Source organism: Paenibacillus chartarius, from assembly GCF_042432825.1.
Lineage (GTDB): Bacteria > Bacillota > Bacilli > Paenibacillales > NBRC-103111 > Gordoniibacillus > Gordoniibacillus chartarius.
The window spans coordinates 22,386-43,083 of record NZ_JBHLWN010000063.1 but is presented as its reverse complement, the minus strand read 5'-3'; the positions used below and the strand labels follow the sequence as shown (position 1 = coordinate 43,083).

24 protein-coding genes are annotated in these 20,698 nt (G+C 55.8%); all 24 read right to left on the bottom strand.

Annotated features, from left to right (window positions below; translation table 11 throughout):
- Positions 1–119: 119 nt before the first annotated feature.
- Positions 120–335: a hypothetical protein gene (locus ACFFK0_RS15545; protein ID WP_377471175.1), complete on the bottom strand. Its 216-nt coding sequence runs from the start codon at positions 333–335 to the stop codon at positions 120–122.
- 102 nt (positions 336–437) lie between these two features.
- Positions 438–731 carry a hypothetical protein gene (locus ACFFK0_RS15540; protein WP_377471174.1) on the bottom strand — a complete coding sequence of 98 codons (294 nt, stop codon included), beginning with the start codon at positions 729–731 and terminating at the stop codon, positions 438–440.
- Positions 718–1,248, bottom strand: coding sequence for a hypothetical protein (locus ACFFK0_RS15535; RefSeq protein WP_377471173.1), 531 nt, complete (start codon positions 1,246–1,248; stop codon positions 718–720). Before ACFFK0_RS15535 ends, ACFFK0_RS15540 begins: the two co-directional genes overlap by 14 nt.
- A complete protein-coding gene (locus ACFFK0_RS15530) occupies positions 1,229–5,734 on the bottom strand; it encodes a CARDB domain-containing protein (protein ID WP_377471172.1) in 4,506 nt (1,501 codons plus the stop codon). Before ACFFK0_RS15530 ends, ACFFK0_RS15535 begins: the two co-directional genes overlap by 20 nt.
- A gap of 70 nt (positions 5,735–5,804) precedes the next feature.
- On the bottom strand, positions 5,805–6,032 hold the full coding sequence (locus tag ACFFK0_RS15525) for a hypothetical protein (RefSeq protein ID WP_377471171.1): 228 nt from the start codon (positions 6,030–6,032) through the stop codon (positions 5,805–5,807).
- A gap of 148 nt (positions 6,033–6,180) precedes the next feature.
- Positions 6,181–6,435: a hypothetical protein gene (locus ACFFK0_RS15520; RefSeq protein WP_377471170.1), complete on the bottom strand. Its 255-nt coding sequence runs from the start codon at positions 6,433–6,435 to the stop codon at positions 6,181–6,183.
- Between the two features lie 28 nt (positions 6,436–6,463).
- Positions 6,464–7,303: a type II secretion system F family protein gene (locus ACFFK0_RS15515; protein WP_377471169.1), complete on the bottom strand. Its 840-nt coding sequence runs from the start codon at positions 7,301–7,303 to the stop codon at positions 6,464–6,466.
- Positions 7,304–7,319: 16 nt separating this feature from the next.
- On the bottom strand, positions 7,320–8,108 hold the full coding sequence (locus ACFFK0_RS15510; RefSeq protein WP_377471168.1) for a type II secretion system F family protein: 789 nt from the start codon (positions 8,106–8,108) through the stop codon (positions 7,320–7,322).
- Positions 8,105–9,367 carry a TadA family conjugal transfer-associated ATPase gene (locus ACFFK0_RS15505; protein WP_377471181.1) on the bottom strand — a complete coding sequence of 421 codons (1,263 nt, stop codon included), beginning with the start codon at positions 9,365–9,367 and terminating at the stop codon, positions 8,105–8,107. Before ACFFK0_RS15505 ends, ACFFK0_RS15510 begins: the two co-directional genes overlap by 4 nt.
- A gap of 2 nt (positions 9,368–9,369) precedes the next feature.
- Positions 9,370–10,158: a CpaE/TadZ family protein gene (locus ACFFK0_RS15500; protein WP_377471167.1), complete on the bottom strand. Its 789-nt coding sequence runs from the start codon at positions 10,156–10,158 to the stop codon at positions 9,370–9,372.
- Positions 10,155–10,919: an RcpC/CpaB family pilus assembly protein gene (locus ACFFK0_RS15495; RefSeq protein ID WP_377471166.1), complete on the bottom strand. Its 765-nt coding sequence runs from the start codon at positions 10,917–10,919 to the stop codon at positions 10,155–10,157. The genes ACFFK0_RS15500 and ACFFK0_RS15495 overlap by 4 nt, the downstream gene beginning before the upstream one ends.
- A 1-nt stretch (position 10,920) precedes the next feature.
- The gene (locus tag ACFFK0_RS15490; protein WP_377471180.1) at positions 10,921–11,376 is read right to left on the bottom strand and encodes a prepilin peptidase; all 456 of its coding nucleotides are present in this window, start codon (positions 11,374–11,376) and stop codon (positions 10,921–10,923) included.
- Between the two features lie 75 nt (positions 11,377–11,451).
- The gene (locus ACFFK0_RS15485) at positions 11,452–12,603 is read right to left on the bottom strand and encodes a M23 family metallopeptidase (RefSeq protein WP_377471165.1); all 1,152 of its coding nucleotides are present in this window, start codon (positions 12,601–12,603) and stop codon (positions 11,452–11,454) included.
- Positions 12,600–12,758, bottom strand: a complete 159-nt coding sequence (locus ACFFK0_RS15480; protein WP_377471164.1) for a hypothetical protein — start codon at positions 12,756–12,758, stop codon at positions 12,600–12,602. Before ACFFK0_RS15480 ends, ACFFK0_RS15485 begins: the two co-directional genes overlap by 4 nt.
- Positions 12,759–12,859: 101 nt before the next feature.
- Positions 12,860–13,042, bottom strand: coding sequence for a hypothetical protein (locus ACFFK0_RS15475; protein WP_377471163.1), 183 nt, complete (start codon positions 13,040–13,042; stop codon positions 12,860–12,862).
- 25 nt (positions 13,043–13,067) lie between these two features.
- The gene (locus ACFFK0_RS15470) at positions 13,068–13,283 is read right to left on the bottom strand and encodes a hypothetical protein (protein WP_377471162.1); all 216 of its coding nucleotides are present in this window, start codon (positions 13,281–13,283) and stop codon (positions 13,068–13,070) included.
- 18 nt (positions 13,284–13,301) lie between these two features.
- Positions 13,302–14,789, bottom strand: coding sequence for a hypothetical protein (locus ACFFK0_RS15465; RefSeq protein ID WP_377471161.1), 1,488 nt, complete (start codon positions 14,787–14,789; stop codon positions 13,302–13,304).
- Positions 14,790–14,836: 47 nt separating this feature from the next.
- A complete protein-coding gene (locus tag ACFFK0_RS15460) occupies positions 14,837–17,329 on the bottom strand; it encodes an ATP-binding protein (protein WP_377471160.1) in 2,493 nt (830 codons plus the stop codon).
- Positions 17,330–17,362: 33 nt separating this feature from the next.
- Positions 17,363–17,587 carry a hypothetical protein gene (locus ACFFK0_RS15455; protein WP_377471159.1) on the bottom strand — a complete coding sequence of 75 codons (225 nt, stop codon included), beginning with the start codon at positions 17,585–17,587 and terminating at the stop codon, positions 17,363–17,365.
- The gene (locus ACFFK0_RS15450) at positions 17,588–18,310 is read right to left on the bottom strand and encodes a TcpE family conjugal transfer membrane protein (RefSeq protein WP_377471158.1); all 723 of its coding nucleotides are present in this window, start codon (positions 18,308–18,310) and stop codon (positions 17,588–17,590) included.
- 6 nt (positions 18,311–18,316) lie between these two features.
- Positions 18,317–18,559, bottom strand: a complete 243-nt coding sequence (locus ACFFK0_RS15445) for a hypothetical protein (protein WP_377471157.1) — start codon at positions 18,557–18,559, stop codon at positions 18,317–18,319.
- A 72-nt stretch (positions 18,560–18,631) separates the two neighbouring features.
- Complete coding sequence (locus tag ACFFK0_RS15440; RefSeq protein ID WP_377471156.1) at positions 18,632–18,799, bottom strand: hypothetical protein; 168 nt, start codon at positions 18,797–18,799, stop codon at positions 18,632–18,634.
- Positions 18,800–18,837: 38 nt separating this feature from the next.
- Complete coding sequence (locus tag ACFFK0_RS15435; protein ID WP_377471179.1) at positions 18,838–19,650, bottom strand: conjugal transfer protein; 813 nt, start codon at positions 19,648–19,650, stop codon at positions 18,838–18,840.
- Between the two features lie 11 nt (positions 19,651–19,661).
- Positions 19,662–20,540, bottom strand: coding sequence for a replication-relaxation family protein (locus ACFFK0_RS15430; RefSeq protein ID WP_377471155.1), 879 nt, complete (start codon positions 20,538–20,540; stop codon positions 19,662–19,664).
- Positions 20,541–20,698 lie beyond the last annotated feature (158 nt).

The following is a 20,698-nucleotide window of genomic DNA, read 5'->3' as shown; positions in this document are numbered from 1 at the left end:
CTTCTGCCTCATTCACCCCTCATTCAGACTCAGAACACCTGCTTAATTCCGAGCCTCTATTTGAAGCATAAAAAAACGACCTCATCTTCAGAGATCGCTTTGTCTGGGCGCCTATGAAATCAACTGCAAAACGGATACGAATCCGTCTGTTTGAAGCGATCCCAAAAATCCGAGGCCTGCGCTTCGCTATCGAATTCAACCGACAGCAGTCCTCTTTCGCGAGCTGCGTCCAGTTCGCGATACACAATCCTTCCTCCGCTTTTGACTACATCCCGGGCGTAATGGTCCAAATCCCCGTTATGCTCACATTCCCGGCATGTCATATGAATGATCAATCCATTCACCTCCCACACCATAGAGTTCAACCTGGAAATCAACGGTTTATACGCCCTACAGTCTTTCATACAAAAGAGTCCCCGTTCCGATCAACAGGAGCATCACTTCTTTCTCCGGTTGAAACGCAAGCGCGGGAAAATGGCAGGGTGCTCCTGTTTGTCGTTCAGCATGGATAACCCGCTGTGGAGCATCCGGATCAAATCGCGATGCAATATCCAGGGTTCGACAACGATCGCGCCGGTCTTGCGATTCACCATCCGGAAGAGGACCGAATGCTCGTCGGATGGCATGGCCATCATCTGAACAGACAACACATTGCCGCTGCCTCTTCTGCCCACCTCCACCCAATCGTTGTCCATCGGGGATTGCGCATGAAGCCTCCTATGGATCAACATGCCATCCACCTTCCTTCATGACAGAGACTTGATGAGCCGATGCTGCCTCTTCGTTGTTATTGCCCGGCGCTACATGACCTTTTCGGAAATCGCTTGCTCGGGTGACTTCGATCGGAACGGATACATCCTGGCCGAAGAGAGCAAACGCGCGAAAGGGGATGCGTGTTTTAAAGGTCACCCACCATGTTGGATGGGGCGTTGCCTCCACCGGAGTGACGGAAAATGACCACTGTGCCGGATCCAGACCTCTTTGTTCCAGTAAACGGGCAACATCCTGCAGCACCTGTTCATCCGTTCCTTTCCGCATCTCGATTGCCTGCGTCGCTGTCTCCGCGACAGGCTGGACGGCAAAGAGCGTGATCTGCCAGCGCATAAAATCAACACCGATCAACAGAAAGAACAATAAAAAGGGCAGCAGGACAAGCCATTCCAGACTGGCCGTTCCGGATTGATCGCGGAGCCACCTGTTCAGGCGGCTCCGCTGCTTTGGACGCAGCTCATGGGATCGCAATCGCATTGGATTTCACCGTCGCCGAGTTTCCGCCCGGATACCGGGCGATCACTTCATACTCCACTTGCTCGCCGGATTTAACCGAGTCGTCGGTAAACAACGTTCCCTTTGCTCCGGGAACTCTACCGACCAAGATTCGCATCGGGTCTGTGGTTTTCTTCCTGTAAATGAGGTATTCTTTGGCGGCTTTCGGCGTCTCCCACGTGATCAGGACGCGGCCATCGTCAATGGATGCCGTTACATGTGACGGATCGAACACCGCAGACGGGAGAATCCCGTCTTCCGGCACGACCTTGATCGGCTTCGCTTCAAACTTGGGCGTCAGCAAGCTCCCGTATGGCTTCCGGTATTGGGCTTGAACGGCGTAGACATAGGTTTTTCCGACTTTCGCCGTGCTGTCCGTAAACTGCAGCCGATCGCCGGTTAACACCGCGATCAGCTTTTGATACATGCTGCCCGCTTCCTGACGATATACGAAATAGTGAGCTGGCGAACCTTCAGCGGCTTTCCAGGAAATCCTTACGCTTTCGCCTACCTGTTCCACAACCACGTAATCGCCGATGTGATCTTTCGGATCATCCTCGGGACTGCCCCAACCGGAAGGAGGACGATTCATTATCGAAACTGCGGGAAAAGCCGCTTTTTCCGATTCTTTACCGTCCTTCCAGGCCGAAACATGGTAGATATAAGTTCCATCGGAGCGAACTGTTCCGTCCTTATACGTCAAAGCGTCAATGCGCGGGGCCAGCAGCAATATCGGGCCGTCGCCCGCTTGCACATACAGGTTGTAGGCATCGGCGCCTTCAGCAGGCGGTTGCCAGCGAAGCCGAACCCCGTTTTCTTCTTGTTTCGCCTCCAAGGCGACGGGCATGGAAGGAGCAGAACCCGGTACCGTCACAAAAATGGGGATCGACACCGCTCGGACGGCATTGCGCTCTGCGGTCACCCGGTATTGGTAGCGTTGACCGGGGCGAATATCGCGGTCCAGCCACTCTGCTGCGTCTTCCGTGCCACGTTTGGTCTCAATCACGGTCCAATCGTCGGATAGCCTTCGCTCCAGCGTGTACGATTCCGCTCCCCGAACAGCTGTGCTCGCCAATTTCACCTCTTCCGGTGACACATGGCTAAGCCGCAAAATCGGATTGTCCGAAAGCGACACCACAGGACCGACCGGCCCGGCCTTGTCGGACTCCGTTCCTTCCGGGTCGACCGAAGCTACAACATACTGCACCCGCTCACCGTCTTCGAGTTCCAAACGATCGACGTATCGGGTCGTTCCCGCCGGCAATTCAGCAAGCAGTTTCCATTCCCCGTCATCGGCAATCTGCCGGTACAAACGATACGTTACCGGCGAAACATTGCCTTCTTCACGCCATTGGATGACCTGAGAGGTTCCCCATTTGTTGAACCGGAAATCCGCTGGTTTTAACGGCTTCGGCAACAGCAACACGGAGCGAACTTCCGACGGTTTCGAACGATTTCCTTGATCGTCCACGGCGACGGCCTTCACCACATACTTCCGATTCGCTTCCGGCCGAAGGACAACCGATTCGACTCCCGCAGGGATACGGCCGGTTTCCGTCCACTCCGCCCCTTCCTGATCTTCTTTGATCCACAGGACGATTTCCTTCAGATCCTCCTCTTCGGGATCGGTCCAACTCATCCGGATGCTTCCGGTTTTTTTATCCGGTACTGCGGACAGATTTCGAACCGCCTCCGTCGGCACGGTATCCTCATCCGTACGCAAGGATGTTTTGACGCCGGCCGAACGGTTTCCGGCCTCATCGACGGTAACAAATTGAAGCACATAGTCCGCCCCGGGCATGACCTTCAGAAACGTAACGTTTTGTTTCCCTTTTTCGACCGTTATCGGCGTTCCAACGAACTTGCCATATTTATCCAGCAAGCTCACTACGGTGAGTCGGTAATCCGGATCATTCGGATCCGTCCATTCCGCCCGAATCGACCTTCCCTGCGGCCCTGAAGTCAGACGAACATTGCGAACCTCTCCCGCCGGAACCGTGTCCTTCGGCACGCCGGTGACCGTTATCCCCGCAGACGTGTTTCCGTATATATCCACGGCGGTTAACCGAATTTCATAGGTCGTGCCGTTTGCCAATCCATCCAAAGCGATCTTCTTCACGCCTTTCGGAACAATCAAGGGCTCGCCGAATGTTTCCCCGGACGGACGGTAGGCAATCCGGACTTCCTTGACATCGTCCGCCGCAGGATCTTGCCATGTCACCTGAAACGCTTTGCCGGTCGGCACCACCGTAATTCTGGCATTTCCCACATCGTCAGGCGGCACGGAATCCCTTGGCGTGGTTACGGTTTGATTGATGCCGACGGATCGTTTGCCCGCTGTGTTGACCGTTGCGATACGCAGGTTGTAAGACGTCTCCGGTTTCAGACCACGGAACATCCACTTTTGAACGCCTTTGTCCACCCGCTGGGATGTCCCTTCGAACAGGAGGTTCACATGATCGAAAAAGGCGTCAGCCGGATCATCCCAGGAAACGGTCGCGCTGCGCCCATCCGGTGTCGCGGTGATTCGGACGTTTCGGACTTCCTGTACGGAAGCGACTCGAATGGCGGCTTCCGCCGCATTGTTGTCTTCACGGGATTCCGCAATTTGGGCCGCGGCATCCGCGATCACTTTATACGTGACATTGCCCGCCGGTTCGGCGAGCACATCGTCAAGCTCAAACGAAGCAACAGCGCCGGCATCCAGTCGATCGATCGTTTTCTGGGAAATTCGGGCGCCATTTTGGAACAGATCGACCCGGAATGATCCCGCCGCTCCTTGTCCGTTATTTTTTATTTGAACCCGAACATCATATCGGCCGCCCTGCGGCACTTCCGGCGCAGGAACAACTTCGATTGAAGGAACGAGTTCCACTCGGTGCAGTACCTGGATCGAACCGGCGATCTCATTGTTGCCCTCGTTTGCTTCCGCGACTTGTTTGGCGGAATCGACAACGGCTTTTAGTTGATGAAGAGCGGGCCGGTTTGCCTGGAAGGAAAACGAAACGTCCCGGCTTCCTCCGCCTGCCAAGCTGGATATCGTTTGCTCTGCAACCGCATTCCCGTCATCGTACAGGGTCACCCGAAACGCACTTGCTGCTTGCTCCCCTTCGTTTTTCAACAATACGGCAACGTTCACCGTGTTTTGATCGAGAACCGAACCGGCGGGAGTCGTCACAAGGGCCATCGGACGCAAGTCGGGCAGCGAGTAGATATGGATCGGCAAGCTTGCCCAATCGCTCCATGCATCGTAGCGATCCATCGCTCGAACTTCCACCACATAATCCTGACCGTAATCCATCCCTTTTGCTGTCATCGATGCGTTGGGCTGGCTGATTTCCCCACTGTCCCAAACGACGGTTCCGGACTTTTTGACCCGCATGTGGATTTTTTCCTGCGGATGCCCTTCCGGATCGCTGTAATTCCAGGATACCGTCGGCATTTTGGTGTTTGCGGAATCGACGCGCAAATTGGTTACCGCAGGTTTCCGGTTTCCCACGGCAATCGTATGCGTCACCGAGACCGATTCCCCGGTCGGATCCGTTGCCGTTCCGGTCACCTCCCAAACGCCCGGTTCCGTCAGCCGCACCCGGATCATCGGCGTGCTGCCGAGAAAGACTTTGCGCTCCTCCGGAGATAAAGCTTCCCAATAATAGCGAAGCGCGTCTCCGTCGGCATCCGAGCCGACGAGGGAAAATTCCAATTCGGTCGTCGTATTGATCGAACCCGGATCGACGCCGGGAGGAAGAACCACTTTGCTGTTTTCCACCTTCGGCGGCGTATTGCGTTGAATTTGCGCGATGATTCCTTGATAAGCCGTTCGCAAATCATTGGTTCGGAAATATTCGCCGCGCGTGTATCCGTCCAACTCACGGGCTTGACCGTAAGAATCCGCCCCCGTGCCGATGATGTTTAAGACGATGTTGTTGTCGCTGAGCAGCTTCCCAATCTCCTTGACGTCATACCCGCTTTCATTGCTTAAAAAAGGAGCGTCGGTGATCAGGATGATCATCCTGCCGGCTGTGGAACGGCTTTCGCTTTTGAACTTGAGATACCCATTGTACATCGCGTTAATATCCGACTCCGGCCAATCTCCGCCGCCGGTCGCGCGCAAACCGCCTACCCATCGGTTAAACGTCGAGGAATCGTCCGTAAAACCATACCACCACGGCCCTCCGTCGACTCGAATATCTTTGAAGTCGAGCAATCCGAGCCGGTAGTCGAACCCTTCCGCTTCGAGTTGATTGGCAAATGATGTCGTTTCCGAACGCACCTGCTGAATCCAGCCCGACATGCTGCCGGTCGTATCGATCGCTACAATCACATCGACGGTCGCGCTGACCAGCGTTTCGGATGGAGCCGCCGCGCCGATGCCGGAAAACACCGGGGAAAACGCCAGGACAAGAAACAGCAAGCAACTGACGATTCGTTTCCCGGCAGAACGATTCGTTTTCTCATCTCCGTACATGTGTTGAACTGCACCTCCCATGTTTGAAAAAGAAAGGAGAGCGGATCGCTCCGTTCCCTTTGTTTCCACTTCAGTTCGTCCAAAGACCGCCGTCGTAATTGACGGAGGTGTTCGTCAGCACGCTTTGGAAAAGTCCGCCGTCGCCGAGCAGCGCCGTCCCGAAGGCGGTAATCCCGGCAAACAACAGTGAACCGAGTCCCATGCCGGCCAAAAGCTTCACCATCGCCAGATTCCCTTCGTCAATTGAGGCGATCCCCTGCTCGTCTTTCAACCACTTCATCATTCGTTTTTTCAACATCGTATTCGGCCCTCGTTAAACAACAGGGCCTTCCTCCCTTCATCGGATCAAATGTTTTTCAATTGACTTGCTTGCCTGCTTGCCTGCTTGCCTGCCTTGCCGCAAAAAGAAGAGGGAAGCGAGCGTCCCGCCTCCCTTCTTCTTTGCCTCAGTTCGTCCAAAGACCGCCGTCGTAATTGACGGAGGTATTCGTCAGCACGCTTTGGAAAAGTCCGCTGTCGCCGAGCAGCGCCGCTCCGAAGGCGGCAATCCCGGCAAACAGCAGCGAACCGAGTCCCATGCCGGCCAGCAGCTTGACCATGGCCAGATTCCCTTCGTCGATCGAGGCAATCCCCCGTTCGTCTTTCAACCACTTCTTTAACTGATTTTTCAACATCAATTGTCGGCCCAAGTCCCGCAGCAAGGGCCTTCCTCCCTTCGTAGAATGAAATTTATAAAAAGATGCGGAGCCTCTGCGATAGCTCGAGCCCCACACCGATTACGGGCAACAGGATCAGATTGATAAACATGAGCAAATTCGGCCACTGCAAGCGGCCCGGAAGTTGCCGGACTTTTTGTTGCCATGCGGCTTGTTGTTCCCGCCGCAACGTTTGATAGGCCAAACGAAGCTGCCGCTCCATGTTCGCCGTATTCACGGTCATCAACTGCTGCAGCAGCGCGGCGAAACGATAGGCAGACGGGGAATGAATCCGTTCGGCCCAGCGTTTCCATGCTCCCGCGACATCCCCCGTCATTTCCATATCACGCGTAAGACGCTGGATCTCCCGTCGCAAAGCGCCGGAAATCGACGGAGCCGTCTCCAGTGTCGCCTGATACGGAGATAAGCCGGCCAGTAAACGCTGCAGCATCCCGACCTGCAGGAAGGGAAGTTCGTTCTCCACCTCGTGCCGCAATCGCTCCGCTTGGCGGCGCAGATGCTGAACCGGCCACCGATAGCTTGTCCATGAAGCGAATATCCCGAAGATAAACCAAACAATATGGAAGGTTTCTATCCAGAGCAGAAATCCGGCGAAAAAAGCGCCGACGGCCAAGAGCCATTGCTTGCGGACGATGTGCGTCCCTGTTTCCGTGAGACCAAGCAATCTTGCATCTCGCTGTAATCCTTTAAAATGCCGACTTTCTTGCGACCCGTCCCGGAGAACCTTCTCTTCGCCGAAAGTCGTCTGTCCCTTCAGAGGATGAAGAGCATCGGAGGATGGTTCAAACGGCACGAAACCCCGCCATAGCAGAAACAAGCCGACCAGAACGTTTGCGATCAAAACCCATTGCATCGTTTCCCTTCCCCCTTTAGCCGTTCTCCAATTTGCGGATGTGAAGACGCACCCACATCACACATAAGGCATTCATGGAAAACAGAACAACCATTGCGGTTTGTCCGATCGCGCTATCAAACAAGCCGGAAAAGAAAGTACCTTCCACGATCCTCAAAAAGAGGAGTTCGACGAGAAACAAAACAAACAAATGGCGGGATTCGGTCAGTCTGGCCGATATTTCCCTGTCCATGTCTTCCGCCCTCGCACTCGCTTCTTCGATCCACGCGACGGACTCTTCCAGGAGCGTTTCTCCGAGCGGGCCGCCGACGTTTTCGAGCAGCTGGATCGCTTCCCAGAAGAGGTTCAGTTCCGCGATCGGCATTCGTTTCTTGCCTTCCCAGATCATGTCGGGAAGAGACATCCCCAAATGTTCGCAGCGAAACCATTCCCGAAAAAGGCCCCTAGTTTCATCCGGCATGTGGGAAAGACTGAGCTGAATCGCCTTTCGCCATTCCCCGCACACAAGATAGGAATTGTGGAGCAACCGGATCGTTTCGATCCATGTATTCCGCAGTTTCTTTCGGTTTCGCCTGCGAACGGCTTCGAGCAGTTCCCCGGGTGCGGCATAAGCCGCAAAGACCGCCATCCCCAGACCGAGCCATGGATGATGAAACAACGACCCCAAGCTTAAACCGCCCGCAATGGCGGCTGCCAGCATGCTGATATACAAAAAGTGCGGCAATTCCCATCCGCATGCGCGTGCAGCCGAAACATACCGCCATGGCAACGGCCACGGCAATTGCCCCCATCCGTTTCGCTTCATGACCCGATCCCCCGCTTGATTTTGGCAAGCAAGGCGGAGGAAGGGGACTCACGCTTCACCCAGCAGCCATCCTCATAGACATACAAAGGAGCCGTTTCCGGTTGGCAGTTGCGATAACCGGTCACCTCCGCCACTTCCGTTACGCGGTAATGCCTCATCTGCACGATCAGGTCCACCGCATGGGCGATCATTTTCCCGGTATATTCCGGATCCATCTGCCGCTGACTGCGCAAGCACATGTGGACCAAACGCTGCGCCGTATCTTTCGGATCGTCCCCGTGCATCGTGGTCCATCCCGAGTGGCCGGTTTGAAACGCCTCTAGGACAAGCGCCGTCTCCGCACCGCGAATTTCTCCAAAAATAAAGCGCCTCACGTTTTGGTGAAGCGCATTTTCAAACAATTGCTCCAGGCTGACCCGGCTGGACTCATGTCCGCGAAGTCGCGGGATGACACTGATGATGCATTTGGAAGGATACAACGTCTTCAAAAACAGTTCCGGCACGGTTTCCGCCACCAATATGCCCTCCCCATCCGGCACGTGGGCAATCAGGCTTTGCAAGAGCGTCGTTTTCCCGGAACCCATCGGACCGCTGATAATGCCCGTCAGTCCGGCCTTCATCGCGTCGGAGAGAAACCGCCAAATATCGGAATTGAGCGTTCCGGCGCGAAGATAGGCTTGCTCGGTCCACCGGCGCTCCCGATATTTTCGAACGATGATCGTGGTCCCCTCCGCCGAAACTGGTGGAATCATCACATTGATCCGCATCCCGCGAACGGCACAGGTCGCGAATGGCTCTCCGACAGTGATTGATTGACCGGCTGCGTGCGCGATTTTCCGGGCGATTCGGATCATATGTTCCTCATCGCGAAATCGTATCGACAACCGCCGTTTCACTCCATCCTGCTGAATCCAGATTTCTTGCGCGCTTGCCATGATATCTGTTACGGATTCGTCCGCGATCAACGGTTCCAGGATGCCCCACCCGAACAGTTCCCAATCTATTCTTTGCGCAACTCGCCTGAGCCCGTTTCCATACAGTCCGGTCCGCTCCGATACCCAAGCTTCGATGACAGGCATGACATCCGCTTGCTCCCAACCGGACAGTCGCTCTTGTTGCAGCAACGCTCTCTGTACATCCGTAATGAGCTGCCCAAACATCTCCCACTGAAGCCACAGGGAAACCGGATCAAGCCGAAGCCGCTCGCGTCCAAGCGGGGTGAGCCTGGCAGAGACAACAGCATCGACTTCCAAGCTCATGGTCACCTTTGATCGCCGCCTTTCACCATGGTTTGTTGCTCCATTCGCTGGATCAACCGAAACAGTAGTTTCAGCGCCTTGCGATACCTCCATCCGGAAAATGAAAACAACGCTGAATTTCGCACATAAGGGAATGCGACCCGCGGCTGCTCCCAATCTTCCAAATCTGGATTTGCCCGCGACCGTTGTTTTCCCGGACGCAGCCGAACCGAAACCGGAATGACCGGGGAACTCCATCCCAAGCAGCGAAGCAAATTCCAGCGGTGCCGGAACAGGGTTCGGTGAGCGATCCGGTCATCGTGGATCGTAATGCATAGATCCACATGACGGAGTGCGGATATGGTTAGCATGGAATCCGCATCGCTGGAAATGTCCAGAATGACCCAATGAAAACCCAGTTGCTCCGCTTGCCGGCATACCTCGGGAACAAACGATTCCGGTTCTCCCGGGATATGCTCGAAGCCTCGCATGCCGGAAGGAACCAACATCCGCAAATCCGATGAACGCCCCTTTGTCCGCCGCTGCGGTACAGCCGATGGATTGTTGCTTGGTCCATGCGGCAGCAAATACTTCTCCAAACGCCAATCGTCCGATTCCATGCGATCCGCAATCGCGCGCTCCAAACATCGCTTGCTATCTGCCATTCCCCACTCGATTGCGGCGCTCGGATAATGGTACTCCAGTTCCACGAGCAGTACCTTCCGATCGCGAGCGGCGGCATGATTCGCCAGTTCCCGGGCCAACGTACTGGCGCCCATATTCGGTTTTGGCGCATAAATGCCAATGATCAAGGTGCTTCCCCTTCCTTCCCCCAGCGGGACGTTAGCCACGCTTTCGCGTCCAGCGGATGCCCCGTATCATCAACCTTGTTCCCGAGACCCACCCACACGAGCTTGCCCTCTTCCTGGGCGGACAGGAGGAATGGAATGTCTTCCTCCTTCAGCGAAATCGTAAGGAGCGTTTGCGAAGGGGAAGCGGACATCGGAGAAAAGGAAAGCAATCCTTTCTTCCCTTCCGAACCGCCCGTCTGCCCGCTCGTTTTTCCGCTATTGCCTTTCACATCCAACACTTCAATATCCCCGAACAATTTGCCGACAAAGCTGCCTTTCGGCTTAGGCTTCGATACGAACCAGACATCAATTCGATCGCCCCGGTGAAACCTGTCGCCCATACTTGCGGCATCGTCGATTGGAACCGTAATTCTCCGCGCATCTGAAGATTGCTGTCCTGTTTCTCCTGCATTTCGTTCATCTGCTGTGGAAAGATGAGCCATATAAACAAAGCTGTTTTTCGGAATCGAATAGCCACAGCTTGTCCACAAGTTGTCAACATCTGCCAATATCCGGGCCGTTCCCGGGGGAATTCCCATTTGCGGCAGCCGGATAATTTTCAAGGAAGAAGGGGGAATCGGGCTGCAGTCGGGGACGGTCTCGACGGTCACGACAACGGGCGCCAGAACCAACCGGTCCTTCCACAGATGGAATCCCATCCCCGCGAAAACGGTGGACATCAACAAGGCCATGCCAACAACCGCGGTCCATTTCACCTTCATGTCACCAGTTCCCCCTTGCCATCCATTCATGCAGCAGCAGGGTCATCCCGCTTGCGAGCGCAATCGTCATCGACCCGGGGTAATGCCATGACATGGACAAGTTGCGCCGGTTTCGCCGTGCGAAAAACTGGATCACACACACTCCCGTATGAAGGCTCGCCGTCCATCCGATAAGAAGGCTTGTCCCCCATAGCGGCGGAACGATGCCGTTCATCCAAACCGCCACGGCCAAAAACAGCTTGCTGTCCCCGGCCGCCCAAATGCTGCTTTTCTCCATAAACAGGCAAAATCCGGCGGAACAAAGGAACGCCAACACAAACGGGATCAATAAGAAAAGCCGGCCTTGTATCGTCGCGGTTGCCGCCATCGCGAGAAAACCCGCTGCCATGGCAGGGAGGGTCACGACGTTCAAAATGTGCCGGCTTCGGAGATCGGTGATTAACGATACGATCACCACCAATCCAAGGATTCCTCTGCATACCCACATCCAGGTTTCCGTAAAGCATCACCCCGTTTTTTTCCGAAATATTACCTACATATAATCGGACAGTTTTCGTCCTTTGTAGAACACGTTGTTCGCCGGAATGTTCCGTTTGATTGCCAAATCCAAAGCGAGCGCGGCGGCATCGTGAAACCCCCATCGAAACCCGACAGGACGAGGCTCAGTAGCGGAAAGAACCAAGTATATCATGAATCCGTCCGCACCTTGCTCGAGATGAATTTCCGCCACACCATCACACTCCTCGTCCGTCTTCCACTTCAAATAAGGATCGGTCGTCGATCCGTACTCCCGTATCTCCAGATGCAGATGAGGACCCGTCGATCTTCCCGAGCTGCCGACCAACCCGATCCATTCTCCTTGACTCACCCGCTGATCTTCTTCCACGACAATCTGGGAGAGGTGCGCATATACGCTTTGCATTCCGCCTCCATGGTCGATCCGGATAAAGTGGCCGTACCCGTCCGGATCGGACGAAACGGCGGTCACAGTTCCTCCTTGAACAGCGAGAACGGGTGTTCCTTTAGCCGCCGGGATATCGATTCCTTTGTGAAATGTCTCCTTTCCCGTAAGCGGATCGATACGCAACCCGTAAGGACTCGAAACGACTGGCGAGCCGGGGAACGGCCATAACCATCCGTTTTCGATGAACAGGAGAGTATGAAAATTTCGCTCTAAGCCAAGCACCCGGTCGACGTCGCTAGGTTGCGGCAAAAACCGTTCCAACTTCTGACGAGGTTCGCCGACCGAGCTTCCCAAGTAATGAGCCAGAGAAAAAATCGCGTCATACGGGTTCTCCGCCTCGGTGTCCCCGTCGCCATCCCCATCCTTTTGATACGTATGCCACAATTCTGCAGGAAATCCCACGAATCCCACCCGATTACCGGATGAAGGCTTTCTTTCGCCAAAATCCGTTGTCACTTGATGAATGGCGGCAAGTCTCGACCAGGGAACTTGACCTTGTTCGGCCTGCAAATAGATCGGCAGCATCGTCAGGGGAATGTTGATTTCCCGTTGCTCAGGCATTGGCGGGACACCGATCGATGCGCCGGACTGCGACACGAACATGCCCATGATCAGCAGGAATACGAGTCCGAAACCAAGCATTAGAAGCACGCCGCCCACCCCGATACTGCTGATGATCCAGATCGCGGCTTTCAACAAGACGGATTGCTTCGCGCTCATGTTTCCCGGTTCTCTCTTCGTATGTCTTCCCGTTGCCTCGCCTGCTTCAAGTCCGCCTCGACCTTTTGTAAAAGCGGGCGGCACGACTCGTCTCCGTTTTCAACCCGCTCCTGCAAATCGTCGAGCAATGCCTCCAAGTCCTGAACGACGTTCATGTCGAGGAATCCCTCCCCTTAATGGCTTGCTTGATTCAATCTTAGACGATCTATCTTTTTGCCTCATGCAATCCCCAATAACAGCACATCCTTACTATTCGTTAAGCCTTTTCATACTCGCTCATCATCACCGAGTCATCCAATACATAGCCGTTAAATGTAACTTCCAGCGCTTTTTCCCTCGAATGGCCGCGCTTCACCAAATCCTCCACGACAAAGCGGAGAAGCGCATCGCGCTTTACCAACCGCTCCATCTTAGCGGGGTCGAACACAGGTTCATCCATGCTAACCTCCCCCTCGCTTTGAGATTTAAAACAGTACCCGATCCGGAACGTAAACGCCCGTTGTTCTCCAGGACCGTTCACTCGGCTGTTTCAACCATACATGTCCCGAAGATACGACCAACAAGTCTACTTCCCGTTCCTGAGCCGCCCCCTTAAGCAAATGCCCGTGGGAATGCTTCTCAACGAACAAAACGGACTCGAGTTTCAATTCACGCTTCAGCCACTCCGCCAGTCGCTCCATGCATCCTTCCCCTTTCCGCTACTTGAGCTTGTCGATGATTTTTTTCGCCGTGACTTTCGCCTTCTTCGCGCGCTCCTTCGTGTTCTCCCACGACTGTTTCGCCTCCTCGACATGATAAGCGACCTCCCGCTTGGAAGCGTCGTACATCTCATGCGGCGTCGGCGCTTGGAAGATGCCAAGCAGTTGCTTCAGGATTTTCTTTCGGAACAAAAACGCGCAGAAAAACAGCAGCGCCACAAAGATTTGCTGCAGCATCAGAATGCCGGAACCGCGCGCGACGATGTCGGCCACGAGCAGCGTAAAGCCGAGGTAAAAACCGTAGATCACCTTGGTCCCGAGCGTCCCGATTAGCCAGCCGACCCAACGCCGCACGAACGCAACTCCCCGCTCCGGGAACAGGCCGATCAACAGCACAACCGGCGCGAGGATGATGATCGCGAGCGCCATCTCTTGCGCTACAATCAAGATGAGCGAAATGGTCCCGACAAACAGCAGCAACGTCAGGGTAGCGATCAGCGACAGCAGCGCGACCAGGCAGCGGATGCCCGCCGAACCGCCGGCAAACAAATACGGCACGTCCGCGTGATCGCCGTGGTCGATTTTCGGATCGCCCAGCACCTTCCGCAATATATCCCGCTCTTTCATCCCGGGCGCGTATTGCCGCATCCAATGCGACCACGCATCGCCGACCCGCACCCCGATCGTGGTGTCTTCCTCTTCGGCTCGGTCCAAGATCGCTTCCACTTCCTCCGACGTCATGCGCACCGCGCCTGCGTCCTGACGGTTAAACTGCCCGATCAGCCACGGACGGTCGACAAACAGCTTCCACAGCCGGTTGGACGTCGCCAGAAGCTGCTGGTCCGCCGCGTTCGCGAGTCCCGCGTCCATTTGCTCGCCGGTCACGCGCTGGTAGGGCGCGGCCAAGGAGCCCATCGTCACTTGCGTCAGCTTGTCCATCGTCTGCGACACTGCGCGGATACTCTGTCCCGCATGCGTGAAAAACCAGTAGCTTCCTATGAGCACAACAATCGATCCGATGACGCCGGACATGAGCCGCGACGTCTGGTTGTTCCAGTATCCGACTTTCACCATCCAAGCGGCCAAGAGCACGAGCGCCCAAGGCAGAAACTTGGAAAAGATGCTTGTTCTTAGCCCATCCATGATCGGCATAATCAGCGAAAGCTGTTCATTGACGAGATCGGTGTGAAAGCCGAGCTGCATCAGGAAAATGCAAAGGCGGGTGATAAACGCGCTGAACAGAAACAGCACGTTGGCGATCCAGTTCAACACAATCGGAAACGGGTTGTTCAGTCGCGGCTTCCACCCGGACCACTCGACGAGATCGTAGCCCAAATCCCATGTGTAGTGATCCGTCGGATACTGGCGGTAATCGAGCGTCCGGTCCCCGGGTTCAATGCCCATCTCGCTTTCTCCGGGCAACAGCTGATCCAGCATGTCTTTTGGTGTTTCAGCAGATACGGCAACCGGATTTGCCAATGTCATCATGCAAGCGATTAACACCACCAATAACAGTCCGAATCGGCATTGTCGTTTCAATGGGTTTCCCCCCTTTCCGGCGGATGTCGATCCGGCGTCGTATTAAAGATGGTCAGCAGATCGTCCGGCGTCGGCTCGATGTGCACCCGCCCGATCCGGCCGGTAATGTCTTTCATGAAGCAATCCCCGGCTTTCAGTTCACGGAATGATTGGATCATGTCCTCGTCGTCGGGATCGAGACCGAGCAGCGTCAGATTGTCCGCAATCGCCCGCGGGTCTTCGGTGCGGAAACAAAAAATGGAGCCGAGATTGTTTCTCGTCTCCTCATCCGAAACGTCTCCAGGGTTTTGGGTCGCCAAGAGCGGCACGACCTGAAAGGAACGGCCCATCCGAATGATTTCATCAATGAGCAGCGCGCCTTCCGGAAAGGAACGAAGAATCCAGCTTTCGTCGATGCCGAAGATTTTGAGCAGGTCGTGCGGGCTGTAAAACATATACTCGCGCCCAAGCGCCGCAACCAAATACATGATGCCAAGGCCGAACCGCTCGTTGGGCGTCAGCGCCGTCTGCAGCCGTTCGCTGCGCTTCTTGGGGAGCGGCAGACCGGCGAGCGTAATGACGATAAAACGCGCGCCGCTCAAATACGTGTTTTCTTCTCCGTCGCGGGCGAAGATAAACTTTCCGAACGGGCTGCGCGAGTAAGAGTGCAGCCGGTTCACGCAGCGCCGTGCCTCTACCCGAATCGCTTCCACCGGCGATTCCGCCGCAACACGCTCCAGTTCTTCGATAAAAAGATGCAGATCGCGCCGATCCCGCTCAAAGGTCCGTTCCACGGCTTCCATGATGGCGTCGGCCCGCTCGTCGCTTTTTGTCCCCTCGAGCAGCAAACTGAGGAAATCCAGTACAATGCCGTGCGCTCGTTCCTCGCTTTTTGACATCCGAAATGGATTGAATTTCGTCGCCGATTCCGCCGAAAAGTTCAGGCGCACCATGTTCTGCTGAATATCCGGGATGAGGGCGAAACAACTGTCTTCATCTTTCGGATCAATAGAAAATACGATGCCGCCCTGGTTGTATCCGTGGTAAAACAACGTCTTCTTCAGCACCGACTTTCCGGAACCGAGCGTGCCGACGATGACGATCGCACCGGACCGGTTCAGTACCTTGGACATCGGACGCTTCAGATCGAGCAGCACCGGAATGCGGTGCAGCGTCCGGCCGATGTAATCCCCGTCCGGATCGCCAATCTCCCGGGAGCCGTGCAGCATGCCCGCCGCCAAAAACTTCGGATCCATCGGAATGCGGTTTTGCTTGTCCATCGCAGAACCGGGCAAAAAGAGTTGAAACGCCTTCGCTTGATCGGCCGGCGATCGAACGATGCGGATTTGCTTGGTCGCATACAATTGCGAAAGCTGCGCCGCCCGTTCCTCCAGTTCCTTCCGGGAGGAAGCCGCGACATTGAGCCACGTCGACGACCAAACGAGCGGCATCCCTTTTTGCAGCTTGTTTTCAAGCACCCGCCCGCGCTTGCCCGCCCATTCGAGCGTAATCGGCGTTTCCTCGGACGCTTCCTTATACTCGCGACGTTGGTCTTTGAGCGCCTTGCGGCTTCGTTGCAAGCCGCCCGCCGCCTCGTGCGGCGTCTGTACCTGAAAATGGATGCTCACTTCGGCGGGAAACGGCAGGTCTTCGAGCGCATACAGCCACTCGTCGCCGATGGTCGAAATCTCCTCCGGCACATCGACGACCGAGAAAAACGCCTGATAGCTTTTACGGCTGTCCTCCTCCCAGTCGTCGTGATGCACGATCCACGTCTTCATCTTTTCTTCGCCGACCAGATCGGCGGCGAGCAGCACCGGCAGCGACTTTTTCGGGCGAAGCAGCACCTTCTCGCCCTTCACCAGAACCTCCCGCATCGTCTCCGGCGTCAGCGTGAGCTCCGGCTCGAGCGCCAGCCCTCGGAAAAAGCCGCGCCGGATTAGCCACTCGATCTCCCGAGGCCCGCACCGTTCGCCGTTTAAGTGGTGGTTGACCTGATTGAACTGCAAGCTTTCAGCGGACAACGCGATGTTCAGTCGCTCCAGCTCAAGTTCCCCGCGCTGGCGGTACCAAAACTGTTCCTGAATATTGCGCCCCATCGCGCCAGCCCACTCCCGCAGCGTTTCGCCGGTTTTGCGCCAACCGGATAAATCCACTTCCGGGAACTGCTTGTGCACGGCGGACAGCTGCAAAATGAGATAAAGCGATCGCTGCCACGGCCGCCGCTCGGCAAACCGCTGCATGACCGCTTTCACATATCGCTCGTATTCCGCGCCTTGGCCTATGCGCCTAGCCCGCCACATCGCGGCGTCCATCATCCGGGTGACGGAGAGCAATTGGCCGCTGCCGTGATAGCTGTGCAGAAATTGCTGCATCGAACTGACCGTGCCGCGCTTTTTCTCCGAGGATTGGTACGCATACGGCTTCAGCGAAATGCGATACACCGCCCACGGCTTCAGCAGCGTGTCGAACAGGAGGTTTTGTTCCCAATATAACACCGGAAAAGTCAATGCCCTTCACCTCCCTACACCGCATTAGATTCTTCATCGCGAAGATGAACCGGCCGGGATGTGCGATTCGATACGGGCAATTTCGACCGCATGAATCCGAAACCCGCGATCGGCAAACGTGAAAGCGTCATGTTGAGGAGAGACCCATTCAATGACGCCGCTGCATTGTTCGTTGTTTACCATCCGGAACACGATAACATCTCCGGGGCTTATCGCTTTGAGCGCTTCCGGCCGGATGGTGTCAAGCAATGGTTTCATTTACACGCCGTCCTCCTTTCGCTGCATGCCGTTCCGTTTTCCAACCTTCCATATCTCCATGTGTTCGTCTTTCTTCTCTCGCTGTATTTGCACCGGAGCGGCTGTCATCCACACCAGCGTCCTTTGGGTCTTCCCTTCCAGCACGGCAGGTGGAACAACCGCCCGTTTGGATGGTCGTTTCACCGGCGTCAAGGTCAGCCTCCCGGAACGCCCGCGCCAGCGAACACGCATATTGGCGGGAAGGGCAAGCATCTCCAAGCCCTCGACCGTTCCGCTAAGCGAGCCGCTGCCGCCGCGCCACAATTCTCCGCCGCTTTGCAGCGTGACTCGTTCATACGGACGGTAGCGGCCAACAAACCGGAGCTTTCGCTTCCCTCCAGGCTGGCGGTTCGCCTGCCAGCGGACGAACCATTTCGGGCGCACCAAAAAATGCAAAATATCCCGCAAATAACGCGGCACGGTTTTCCCCGCCGGATCGAGCTTGACCGTGTAGTAGGCTGCGGCAATCGGGCCTACGACCATCGTGATCGTCCGATCAAGCGGGAGCAGCCAGGCCAGCACCGGGAACACGTAGCAAAAGACGAAAAACACACCGATGTATACAAACCAGAGCACCACGCCATCCTGACGGATCGGCATCCACAGGCGAATGTCGCCGATATGGTAAATGAGCGGTCGAACCCGGTACAACGCGCGGTAGGACTCCGTTTTTTCCTCGTCCATCCGGCCTCACCCGCCTGTCGTATCCGTCAGCCCATCAACGGAAATGCCAAGCTGCTTTAGCACGTAGAGCGCCAAGTACTTGGCAATGCCGGGAGCGAAGACGAAAATGCCCAAAATCGTCGACAGCACAATGTGCGACCAAAGCCGGTTCGTCTCGCCGTTCGCGTACATTTTCACGCCCCGGTATATCGCGATGGTGAGGAAAATGGCTTGCAGCAGCCGCTTAACGACAAGCAACCCGGTATTCACAAAATCCCCTTCCACTGTCCCACCCCTTTTATTACAAGATGTTTCTGATTTCTAATCGCTTCCCGCTAACCGTCATTGATTTTTCGGATCCGACATGGCGGCCCATTTGGCCCGCGCTTCATGCAAAGTGAGCGGCGGATATCCTTCCATCCTGCTTTTTTCGTCGGTCCAAACGCCATGACGATCCAGTTGCTGAAGCCGGGCAAGTATCGCTTGCCGTTCTTCTTCCTGTTTGGACATCGTAAGTCGAACCTCCCTTTTTTCCACCCATAGACCGCCTACTCCACAGACCCTACAAAAAACTTCTTGTTTTCTTCCGTTACCGTCAGCTTCCACATCTGTGTGAACCGAAAGCCGGTCGCCGCATCCTGCGCCGAAAACGTAACGGCAACCTGATACGGTCCCGTTCCGGTTGCTTCCAGCCGATCCAGCGCAATGAAGCGAAGCCTGCCTTCGAGCGGTTTCACATTGGAGCCGGTCGCGACGTAGTTGAACAGGCTGTCCGCATCCTTGCCTTCGCACACCGCTTTCAGGAAGCTTTCGATCGCCGGACGCATCCGCTGCTTGACCTCTGCAGATGCAGCCGATTCCCCGCTTCCGGTCTCCGGAACGGCAGGCGGCTCCTGCGGCAAACGGATGAGCGGCGGCGCAGTCACGGCAGCGCCCTTTCCGGCCTGCACCCACACGGGCACATCGGCTTCCCATACGACCCGTTCGGGAGTTGCAGCAATGACCCGAATCCGAACTGTGTAGCGCGAGCCGCTGCTGGAAGTCAGGGCAACAAACTCCGACGAGATTATCTCCTGCCGTTTTGCTTTTTGTTCCGGTTGAAGCGCAGAAACACGGTTCAGCGCATCCGGAGTGACGTATGGTTTAAGCCGCTGCACTCGAGCTTCCGGCAGTTCTTCTCCGTCCCAGCGCATCCATTCTCGGGCAAAGCTTACCGCCGTCTGGATCGCCATTTGCTGTTCCAGGGTTCGCTTGAGAAGGATCGGCGCCGGATCGGCTTCCGTATTGAGCAGTGTGGACACCGCTCCAAGACAGGAAAGGGTCAGCATGCTCCATAAAACCAGTTTCGGAAACCAGCGCATCTCCACCTTGTTCACCTCCCCTGCATCGGTGACGGCTCCCGCGGCTGTTTGCCGAGAATCAGCAAGTTCGGATCCACGGGAGGGGAGAGCAGCGGCATGTCCTTCCATCTTATCCGCTGGCCGTCCCTTCCCCACCAGAGCGCTGTCTCGACCCCTTTGGCCATCCATTCTTTTTCATGAATGACCCAAATGTTCGGCAGCCGCATGCCGCTCAATGATCCCGAGCAAAGCGCCTGCCAAATGTCGATGAGCGGCCCCGGGCGGCTGGCGATTTTCGTCACAAACAGCACATGCACCGCTTCGACTTTGGGCCAGAGTGTGGGGAGCAGCCGCCCGTAATTCCACATTTTTTCTTTCAACCGCCAGGTGCTCTCACTCCCGGTGTCATACTCCAGATGAAAGACGAGCCTGCCCCGTCCGGGCAGCAAATAGGCGCCCATTCCGTCCGGCTTGACCGGTCTCGATTGGCGTCCCGAAGTTTGTGTCTGCACGTACCGTTCCGCCGCTTCGCGAGCGCCCAACCATTCAAGCAAGCCTTCGCCGGGCTCAGTCAGGCTATGGCGAATGAGGGAAATAAAAAATGCGTTTGTCCCGTAAAAATGTTCGAGCTGCAACGGTGCTTCTTTCCATCCGTGGCTGCGGAACGTCTCCGCGTCCCCGATTCGCCGCGCCGCCTCTTTCGCCCCGTCCCGGGTCAGCGCGTAGCCGATGTGGTTCTTTCGCAGAAAGGGGAGGATGACGCTTTGCACCTTCCCCTCTCTCTTCAATTCGGAAGCCATGCTGTATACCGTCTTTTTGCGGTAATGGAGCAAATCAGCGACTTGATCGGCAGTAAGCAGAATGTAGCGGTACAGCATTTCTTGCAGTTCTTTTTTCGCCGCATAATACATCGGTTTGTTTTCCACCTCCTTGTTCGCGTGGGCCGCATGTGGGTGATTAGTCGGGCCAGGCCGGGTCCCGGTTTACCGCGACACCATACGGTTTTTTGGCGATTCGCAAGGTTCCGGCTTTCTCTCAGTCTTTCTCTCAGATGTTCTCTCTGTCTTTC